The organism is Ensifer sp. VA4, assembly GCF_055710065.1.
Window position 1 is genome coordinate 302,297 of sequence record NZ_JBVQPO010000010.1, and the last position, 9,341, is coordinate 311,637.

Annotated in this window: 11 protein-coding genes; 3 read left to right on the forward strand and 8 right to left on the reverse strand. The window is 63.2% G+C overall.

The genetic code is table 11. The features are described 5' to 3' along the window. Positions 1–35: 35 nt before the first annotated feature. Positions 36–1,835, reverse strand: a complete 1,800-nt coding sequence (locus tag AC0C6X_RS19510; RefSeq protein ID WP_173518845.1) for an adenine deaminase — start codon at positions 1,833–1,835, stop codon at positions 36–38. 111 nt (positions 1,836–1,946) lie between these two features. On the opposite strand from AC0C6X_RS19510, the gene AC0C6X_RS19515 reads away from it, so the two are divergent. Next, the gene (locus AC0C6X_RS19515) at positions 1,947–2,888 is read left to right on the forward strand and encodes a LysR family transcriptional regulator (protein ID WP_472954700.1); all 942 of its coding nucleotides are present in this window, start codon (positions 1,947–1,949) and stop codon (positions 2,886–2,888) included. Here the strand turns inward: AC0C6X_RS19515 and AC0C6X_RS19520 are convergent. The 7 genes from AC0C6X_RS19520 to AC0C6X_RS19550 form a co-directional block, all read right to left on the reverse strand. Continuing rightward, positions 2,878–3,864: a pyridoxal-phosphate dependent enzyme gene (locus AC0C6X_RS19520; RefSeq protein WP_173518843.1), complete on the reverse strand. Its 987-nt coding sequence runs from the start codon at positions 3,862–3,864 to the stop codon at positions 2,878–2,880. The two genes, AC0C6X_RS19515 and AC0C6X_RS19520, sit on opposite strands and share 11 nt — an antisense overlap. Continuing rightward, positions 3,861–4,838, reverse strand: a complete 978-nt coding sequence (locus AC0C6X_RS19525) for an ornithine cyclodeaminase family protein (protein WP_173518842.1) — start codon at positions 4,836–4,838, stop codon at positions 3,861–3,863. Before AC0C6X_RS19525 ends, AC0C6X_RS19520 begins: the two co-directional genes overlap by 4 nt. Continuing rightward, positions 4,835–5,443: a helix-turn-helix transcriptional regulator gene (locus AC0C6X_RS19530; RefSeq protein ID WP_173518841.1), complete on the reverse strand. Its 609-nt coding sequence runs from the start codon at positions 5,441–5,443 to the stop codon at positions 4,835–4,837. Before AC0C6X_RS19530 ends, AC0C6X_RS19525 begins: the two co-directional genes overlap by 4 nt. 174 nt (positions 5,444–5,617) lie before the next feature. Beyond that, on the reverse strand, positions 5,618–6,133 hold the full coding sequence (locus AC0C6X_RS19535) for a DoxX family protein (protein WP_173518840.1): 516 nt from the start codon (positions 6,131–6,133) through the stop codon (positions 5,618–5,620). Positions 6,134–6,137: 4 nt separating this feature from the next. Further along, positions 6,138–6,941, reverse strand: coding sequence for an HvfC/BufC family peptide modification chaperone (locus AC0C6X_RS19540; protein WP_472954704.1), 804 nt, complete (start codon positions 6,939–6,941; stop codon positions 6,138–6,140). Further along, positions 6,928–7,854 carry an MNIO family bufferin maturase gene (bufB, locus tag AC0C6X_RS19545; protein ID WP_173518839.1) on the reverse strand — a complete coding sequence of 309 codons (927 nt, stop codon included), beginning with the start codon at positions 7,852–7,854 and terminating at the stop codon, positions 6,928–6,930. Before bufB ends, AC0C6X_RS19540 begins: the two co-directional genes overlap by 14 nt. A gap of 109 nt (positions 7,855–7,963) precedes the next feature. Further along, positions 7,964–8,287, reverse strand: coding sequence for a BufA1 family periplasmic bufferin-type metallophore (locus AC0C6X_RS19550; protein WP_173518838.1), 324 nt, complete (start codon positions 8,285–8,287; stop codon positions 7,964–7,966). Positions 8,288–8,507: 220 nt separating this feature from the next. Here AC0C6X_RS19550 and AC0C6X_RS19555 point away from each other — a divergent pair, with 220 nt between their 5' ends. Continuing rightward, a complete protein-coding gene (locus AC0C6X_RS19555; RefSeq protein WP_173518837.1) occupies positions 8,508–9,044 on the forward strand; it encodes a sigma-70 family RNA polymerase sigma factor in 537 nt (178 codons plus the stop codon). Positions 9,045–9,046: 2 nt separating this feature from the next. Then, on the forward strand, positions 9,047–9,341 hold a 295-nt coding region (locus AC0C6X_RS19560), incomplete at its 3' end, for an NrsF family protein (RefSeq protein ID WP_472954707.1).

Here is a 9,341-nt window from a genome sequence, read left to right on the forward strand (position 1 = left end):
GAAGGGGGCCGGCGTGGCCGGCCCCCTCCTAGGCATCATTCGGCGACGACGGCACGCTCATCCCCGCCCGTAGGCGCAAACGGCGAGATCACCTTCAGCCCGACGCAGTCGACGACACCGAGATCGGTGATCGCATATTCCGGGATCGCCGTGATCTGCAGGACGAACATGTACATGAAGGGCCAGGGCAGCGGGCAGCCGAGCGCGCGGGCCGCATCGTCGAGCTGATCTTCCAGTGCCGCCATTTCGGCCGGCTCGATGTCGGAGACGATGCCGCCGATCGGCAGATGCAGGAAGGCTTCGACCTTGCCGTTCTTGACCACGACCTGGCCGCCATTGTTTGCGATCAGGTGGTTGATGGCGATGCGCATGTCTTCGAGATTGGCGCCGATGCAGATGATGTTGTTGTCATCGGGCGCGGTGGAACTGGCGATCGCGCCTTCCTTGAGGCCGAAGCCGGAGGCAAAGGCGACCGGGCGGTTCCGGGTCTTGCCGTAGCGTTCGACGACGGTGACGTATTGCACGTCCCTCGCGGGATCAGCGAACACCTGGCCTTGCCTGACCGAAAGCGTCACGTCGCGGCGGGTGCGCACGAAGATCTTCTCCGGAGTGACGCCAATTGCCATCGCTTGCGCCGTCTCGCCGGCGCCATCATAGGCAACCTTGAGATCGCCGGGCTGAAGCGGCGCGACCTTCACCGAATTGAGAAGTGCTGCGCTGCGTTCCGGCGGCGTCAACTCGATCGTCATCTTGCCGTTGCGTGCGACCACCTCGCCTTTGGCGACCACCGTTTCGATGTTGAAGTTACGAAGGTCGTTGACGAGCAGGATGTCGGCGGCGCGACCGGGCGAAATCGAGCCGACCTTGTCGTCGATCCGCAGCGCATCGGCGCCGTTGATCGTCGCCATCTGGATCGCCGCCATCGGCGAGATGCCCATCGCGATCGCCATACGCACCATGTTGTCGAGATGGCCGCGCTTCAGGATGTCGCTCGCCACCACGTCGTCGGTACAGAAGCTGATGCGGCGCAGTGCCTTGGCGCCCATCTCGGTGACGATACGCAGGTTGTCGGCGAGGAAGTGCGAGATCGAGGATTCGCGCACCACGACATGCATGCCAGCGCGCAGCTTTTCGAGCATTTCCCCCGGCGTGTAGCTCTCGTGATCGGCACGCACGCCGGACTGCTGGTAGCCGTTGAGCCGTGCGCCGCGCGTCATCGGGCAGCAGCCGAGCACCGGCAGACGGCTCCTCTTGGCGAGTTCGAGCGCCGCGAGCACGTCGGCGTCCTCCTCCTGGATGAATTCGCGCACGGTTTCCCAGATGCCGACGCATTCCGGCCAGTGGTGCGTGGCCTGGTGGTCGGCGGGGCTGAAATAGTGGCCGACGGTCGAGCGCGGCATGGTGTAGGGCGTCTTGCAGGGCGCGCCCCAGAAGACTTTCAGCGGCGTCTGCTTCGCTTCGTCGAGGAACTCGCGCGCAGCATCGGGGCCGCCGACGACGATAATCTGGTCGAGACCGGTGACGATCGAGGTCGTGCCGAGCGGAACGACGGCCTTGGCGAAGCTCGTCAGCGACATCTTCGAGCATTCGACATGCAGATGCCCGTCGATCATGCCCGGCGCCAGGTACTTGCCCGCTGCGTCGACGATCTTGGTATCGGGACCGACATAGTCGGAGATATCGCCGACGGCGATGATGCGCTCACCATAGATGGCAACATCGGCCTGATAGATCTCTTCCGAGACGACATTGACCAGGCGACCGCCCCGGATCGCGAGCGTTGCTTTGCCGCCGGTGCCCGACGCGGCGCGAATGAATTCTCTGATATCGCTCACTGGAACCTCTTCTCCCTTAGCTCCAGTGAATATTCCCAATTCCATGCTGTTTACACAATGGGCCGAAACAGGCTAGTTTCTGAACATATCATCCAAGATTTTGGACGAAATATGGATCTTTCGCTCATCGACTGCTTCGTAAAGGTCGCCGATTCCCATTCGATTTCAGCGGCTTCGCGTCGCTATCGGTTGCCGAAGTCGACGCTCAGCCACAAGATCCGGCAATTGGAGGACGAGTTCGGCATCGAACTCTTCGTTCGTGAAGGACATCAGTTGCACGTGACCGATGCGGGGGCGGAGTTCCTGCGCTATGCACGGCTCATCCAGTCGAACTGTGACGACGCGGCAACCGCCATGGCGGAGATGCGCCAGGAGGTGGCGGGCACGCTGCGTGTAGGATCGACCGGCGAGTTCGGCACCACGATCACTTCGGAACTGCTCTACGCCTTTCGCCAGCAATATCCGCAGGTCAATCTCGATGTCGTCTTTCTCTCCTCGCGCCAGCCGTTCTCCGAGGTCACCGAGCAGGCGCTCGACGGCATCTTCCATTGGGGCGAGCCGTCGGATGTCGACTATATCAGCCGCAGGCTTTCGGTCTCGTCCTACGGCCTGTTCGCCAGTCCGAACTACATCGCGCGCCACGGTCAGCCGAAAGATCCCGATGAGCTTGCCGGCCATCGCGGCCTCGTCTTCCGCCAGCCGACGCGGTTACAGTCCTGGTATCTGACGCAACCCGGTGAGGACGAGGTGGACCTGCTACCGACGGCGACCTGCACCACCAACGATTACTGGACGATCAAGTATTTTGCTGTCGCAGGGGAGGGCATCGCCTATCTGCCCGACTTCTTCGTCGAGACCGAGCGGCAGGCCGGACTGCTGGAGCCGGTGCTTCCCGACTGGCGTTCACCGCAAACGGCCATCAACCTCATTTATTCGCGCCGCCGGCACGTGTCGAAGCGCTTCAAGGCCTTCGTCGACTTCTGCATCGATTTCTATCGCGACCGGGACCGGGTGAAGATCCCGCGCTACTACGTGGAACGGGTCAGTCTTTGACGGCAATCTTCGCCTGGTTAAGCAATGTGGGAAGCACGCTGGTGCCGTCGACATTGCCGCCGCAGAGCAGGACGACATTGGTCTGGCCGGCACATTTTTCGGCGACCTGCCGGAAGCCGGCAAGTGCTAGGGCGGCCGCACCTTCCACCAGCATGTGCTCGCCGAGAAGCAGGTCGCGCATCGCCGCTGCGATTTCCGCTTCCGTGCAGGTCACGACCTCGTCGATCACGGACATCGAAAGCCCGAGCGTCAGGCTGTCTTCATCGAGACCGCCGGCAACTGCTTCGGCGAGCGTGTCGAGATGGTCCGTGTTGACGACTCGGCCGGCGCTCATGGAAGCGGCGAGCGCCGCCGAGTTGGCGGCCGAAACGCCGATGACACGGGTGTGTGGACTGAAGCTCTTCAATACGGAGCCTATGCCGCTGATCAGCCCGCCGCCGCCCATGGCGACGAAGACATTGTCGATGCGCTCGGCCTGTTCCAGCAATTCGAGGGCGATCGTCCCCTGTCCGGCAATGATGTCAGGGTCGTTGTAGGGCGAGACGTAAGCGAGCTTTTCCGATGCGGCCAGCCCTTGCGCATGCTGCTCGGCAAGCCCGGTCTCGGCGCCGTGGAGAATGACGTCAACGCCATAGGAACGGATGCGTTCGAGTTTTGCCGACGTGACGATCTCGGGCAGCACGACGGTCAGGTTCTGGCCGATCACGCTTGCCGCATGGGCAGCACCGATGCCGTGATTGCCGGAGGAGGCGGTGATGACCCGCTGGTCCCGCGGCAGCGAGGTCATCTTGCTGGCAGCACCGCGGATTTTGAAGGAGCCAGTTAGTTGCAGGTTCTCCGCCTTGAACAGCGCTGTCGAAGATCTCTGCTGCCCAATCGTGCGGGAGGGGAGCAGCGGCGTCTCATAGATGAAGGGGCGGATGCGCTGGCGAGCCCTGACGGAGCGCGCGGCCGTTTCAAGGACGTCTTTGGTCATGGGGTTGTTCCTTGCACGCGGCCGAGCAGGCCGAGTTCATCGAGCACGGTGTGGGCGATGGCGATGTCCTGCGTGGCGATCCCCGTCAGGTCGGCGATGGTGATATCCCCGTTCGAGAGCCGGCCTTCGGACGCCCCGGAAAGGACTGCGCCGAGCGCGATACAGCGGTCTCTGCCAATCAGCCCGGCGCGCGCGGCAGCGGAAAATTCGCCATGGTCCAGGCATTGCTCAGCGAGATCGACGACGAGGCGATCGGCGCGGGCAACAAGCGCGCTATCGAGTTCCTGCTTGCCTGGCGCGTCGGCGCCCATGGCGGTGATATGCGTGCCTGGTGCGATCCATTCCGATCGGATCAGCGGTTCTTTCGACGGTGTTGTCGTTACGATCGCGTCGGACTGGCGGCACAATGTTTCCAGATCGGTTGTCGCCGCGATGGAAAGATCAAGGTCCGCCAGGTCGGTGACCACGGCCTTAGCACCTTCCGGCGACCGGCCCCAAACAGTGTACTGCAACGGACGGTCCGAGAGTGCGGCCAGCGCCCGGATTTGAACGCGAGCCTGCGTCCCGGTGCCGACCATGCCGATCCTCCGGGCGTCGCCGCGCCAGAGCGCCATGGTCGCGATCGCGCCGCCAACGCCAGTGCGAAGATCGGTCAGCAACCCCTTGTCGTCGAGCACGGCGACGACTTCTCCAGTCTCGGCGGAGACCGCAACCATCATGCCGGTGCTCGATGGCAGCCCCTTGGCCGGGTTGTCGTAGAAGCCGGAGGCGATCTTCACGACGAAGATCGGATCGCCTTCGATGTAGCCGTATTTGATGTGGCAATCAGCGTTGCGGCCGGAAAGCGGCAGGTAGCCGACCGGCGGCAGGTTGGCGCGGCCGTCGATCGCGGCGATGTAGGCGTCACGGATCGCCGGGGCTGCGAGCGTCAGCAAGGGCAGTTTGGCAAGACTTTCGCGGTCGATCACGATCATTGCGCGCTATCCTTGCTCAGATATTTGTAAACGGTCGCCCGGCCCATGCCGAGGATGCGGGAGATATAGGAGGCGGCATTCTTGCCGCCGAAGGCGCCATCGGAGGAAAGCGCGATCACCAGCGCCTGCTTGTCGGTCCGGCTCATGGTCGAGATCGTCAGTCCGCGGGTAGCCGTCCATTGCTGGACATATTCGTTGACGCGCTCGTGCCAGTCCTCCTTGAACAGACTCTCCGGCTTGTCGCTGGCCGGCACACCGACAAACGCATTGAGCGTGCGCAGTGCGGCGTGAAAGTCCGAGACGTCGGCGTTGATGCAGAGCACGCCGATTGCTTTGCCCATCCTGTCGCGCAGCACGGCGCTGATCGCCTTGATCGGGCGGCCGTCCCAGTTGACCTTCTCGTAGGGACCGATGATCCCGTCCGCTTCCTTGAAGCCGATCTCGCTGAGCAGCGAGGGTTCGCCGATTTCCCGCTTCGAGAAATTTCCGGAGATATGGACGACGGTTTCGGTTGCGAGGTCGTGCAACACGACTTCGGCATAGGGCTGGAACAGCAATGCAATCGCGTCGCAGACTAGGATATGCGGGCGGAGTTCCGGGTTCACGGCCTTCCCTTTCTCGATCGGTGGCCGTTAAACCATTCGTAGACTAAGTTGTCCATAATAGATTTTTTGTATCCGGAAGGCGCAACAGCGGCGTGCAAGGGTTCGCACGCCGCTGATTGCATCCTATGCCGCTGCTCCGACGCCAGGTGCCGACCCCAGGCACCGCGGTTGGTCTCAGCCTTTGCGGGGGCCGCCGCGCCACGCGCAGAGCATATGGTCGAGCGAGAACTTGCCGGGCCCGGAGGCCATGAGGCCAAGTGCCATCGCAGCCCAGGTGATGTGGATCGGCCAGCCATCCGGCACGGTCAGCTGAACGACTGCCGTCATGATCAGGAGGCCGAGCGCGGCAAGGCGGGTTGCCAGACCGAACACCAGCAGGATGGGCAGCATGATCTCGGCCGAGCCGGCAGCAAACGCCATGGCGGCTGGGGCAGGATAGGGGTAGGGACCGCCGGGAAGATGCAACTGAAACTCCGAGCTGAACAGCAGCACGGCGACGTCGTTCAACTGCAGGAAGCCGTCCCACTTGCTCATGCCTGAGCGGAAAAACGGAACTGCGAGGCCGAAGCGCAGAACGAGCTGGGCAAGCCAAAGTGGGGCAAGCATGCTCACCACCTGGTTGGCGCGCCGGACCCAGTGCGACAGGTCTGCCCGGTTGATGTCGTTCGGTGAACTGGATGCGGACATCATGTTTTCATCCTCCTTGATGAAGGGCGGCGAAGGCGCCGGCGTCGAGCGCCGTTGCGATGACGGTGGCGAGGTCGAGTGTGGGGCAATGGCTTGCTGCCTCCGTTGCCGCTGCGGCGAGCGGAACGCCTGAGAGCAGCCGGTCGAGCAGAATGTCGGCTCCCGGTGTCAGGTGGCGGACAGCCACCTCCAAGTCGGGGCGGGTGATCAGCGCGCTTTCCGGCGCCGAGGTCTGGATCCGGCCGACCGGATCACTCGCCCGATTGGCAGCAAAAATCGTCACGGCTGGATAATCGGAACGGACAAGTCTGGTTGCCGGATGGGCCTCGAAAACGACGTCGCCGAGCCGGTCAGGCGGGACGGAGGCGAGTGTCTCGGGCGTCAAAGCTGGCGCATCGGCAGCGTGATAGGCATCGAGCCAGGCACGTTCGATCCGCGCCACATCGGCCAGCCAGGGCATCGACCGTGCATGGTCGTAGCGTGCGATGAAATCCGGAAAATCCCGGCCGTACTCGAAGAGCAGCGGCGAAGTCGGGGCTGTCTCCCGCACATGAAAACGGGCCATGGCGCGAAAGAAGGCTTCGCCGGTAATGCGCGCCGTTGCCGGGAACGTCGCCGCCAACGCCTCGATCAGGCTGACGGTGACATTGGTGCGGTAGACGTTGAAGCGCTTCATGGCGGCCTTGCCGTCGGGGCCGGAAACGAGCGCGGGCGTTTCACGTTCCGGATCGAGAAGCGGCGGCACGAATTCGGCAGCGTAGTTCTCGCTCCCTTCGAGCGGCACAGCGGGCTTTTTGCTAGGCGCTTGCACGGCTCTTCTCCCGCGAAGCTGCCTCGGAATGACGGTCGAGGATCAGTTGCGCGGCCGCCGCCTCGCGCTTCAGCACCGGCCAGTCGGGAATGGCGCTATCCCATTCGATCAGCGTCGGGATCGGGCCGCTACGGCCGATGACGATGTCGAAGAGCTTCCAGACGGCATCGCTGACCGGTCCGTCGTGGCTGTCGATCAGCAACAACTCGCCCTCGTCATCCTGCTGCTTAGCATGCCCGGCAAGATGGATTTCGCCGACATGGTCCAACGGAAAGTCGCTCAGATAGTCGAGCGCGGAATAATTCTGGTTGGTGGCGGAAACGAATACGTTGTTGATGTCGAGCAGCAATCCGCAGCCGGTGCGTTTCACCAGTTCGCGGATGAACGCCGTTTCGCTCATCGTCGATTCCCGGAAAGTGACGTAGGTCGAAGGGTTCTCGAGCAGCAACGGCCGGCCGATCGCCTGCTGGACCTCGTCGATATGCGCGGCAACGCGCGTTACCGTGGCTTCGGTGTAGGGCAGCGGCAAGAGGTCGTTGTAGTAGGTGGTTTCATGAGTCGACCAGGCGAGATGCTCGGAGACGAGCGCCGGTTCGTAGCGTCGGACCAGGTCCCTGAACCGCCCCAGATGCGCCTTGTCGAGCGGCTGCGGCCCGCCGATCGACATGCAGACGCCGTGCAGCGAAACGGGAAAGTCTTCGCGGATCCGGGCCAGCGCCGCATGCGGCGGACCGCCGGCGCCCATGTAGTTTTCCGCGTGGACTTCGAAGAAGCCGCCGGAGGCGTTATCCGCAAGGATCGCCTGCAGATGCTGGTGCTTGAAGCTGGTGCCTGCCAGGCCATCGATCTCATGCGTGGGAAACCGCTGGCTTGCCGAAGCGAGCCGATCGGGCGTTGCTGCTAAAGTGCTCATTGCCAATCCTGTTGCTGGTTTTCCGCGTTCGGTCGCGCCGCATTGCGCGACCGCTGTTGCCGTGTCCGGGCGGAAAGGCGTTCGCTCTTCCCGCCCGCATCGGATCGGCTCAGGACGGGAGGTCGCGCGTCAGCGGGTCCGGCGAGCCCTTGCGTCCGTCCGGAAGCTGCATCGTGGCGCACGTCCCGCCATCGACGAACTTCCAGGAGTTGCCCTGATAGTCGACTGTCGAAGTGGCCTGGCACGTTGTGCCCGGTCCTGCGGCGCAATCGTTCTGGCCCTTGAGCGCGACGCCGAAGCACTTTTCCTTGCCCGCATCCATAGCCGCCTTGACTTGCGCCTCGGTGAGCGGTGCTGCGGTCGCAAGCGACGACAGGGCGGCAGCCACCGCGCTTGCCAGCATTGCGCTGCTGATCGTGGACTTCATGGACATCATTCTTTCTCCGTGTTGAACTGTTCCCGTGCGTCCTTTCTCAGGCGCACATCGGGTCTTTCGTCGCGGAGACGGGTGGCGTTACATAACCTTGGCAACACGCTTTCGTGATGTCTTCGCGAGCGGTCTAGATCATGACGGCAGGCTAACAGCCGCTGCGATTTTTGGGATGAAGGTGTAACGAACGCCCGGGTTCGGCGAATGAGAAGGAAAGGCGCGGTTGAGCGGCGCGGACGACGAGCATCTGGCAGGACTTCTTCGCGGGTCTGTGGCCGGAGACGAAAAGGCCTATGCTGACTTCCTGCGTGACGCCGCGGTCCTGATCCGCAGTTGGGCGCGGCGGTGGGCCGTTGGCGGCGGCATTGATGCCGAAGACATCGTGCAGGAGGCTTTGCTGGCGGTGCACGTCAAGCGCCACACCTGGCGAAACGATGCCCCTGTTATCCCCTGGCTTCACGCGATCGCCAGGCACAAATTCGTCGATGCCGTCCGACGACAGGCCCGCCGCCCGACGGTTGGCATCGAGGAGTTTGAAGAGACGCTTGCGAGCGCCGAAACCGAAAAGGCCCGCGATTGGGAGATCGGCCGGGCGCTCGAGGGCCTCGCACCGGGGCAGCGTTCGGTCGTCAATGCGATCTCGATCGAAGGCTGTTCGGTGGCCGAGACGGCGAAGAGACTGGATATGAATGAGACGGCGGTTCGCGTGGCGCTTCATCGCGGCCTTGCCGCAATCGCCCGTCGATTTGGACGAGACTGAACATGGATACGAACGACCTGATCAAGGCTCTTGCCGCGGATACAAGGCGGCCCGGATTCTCGATGAATGCCGTCTGGTTCGCCACTTGTGCCGGCGCGCTGGTTCTCGCCGGGCTCGTGTTTTCGGTCCTCCTCGGACCGCGGCCGGACATCGCCATCGTCGCGGAGACGGTGCGCTTCCTCTTCAAGTTCGTCGTGACCATCGCGCTGGCCGCCGCCGCCTTCGTCGCCATGCGCGTCGCGGCCTGGCCCGAAGCGGATTTGCGCAAGCTGCTGCCCTATCTCGCAATCGCGCCAG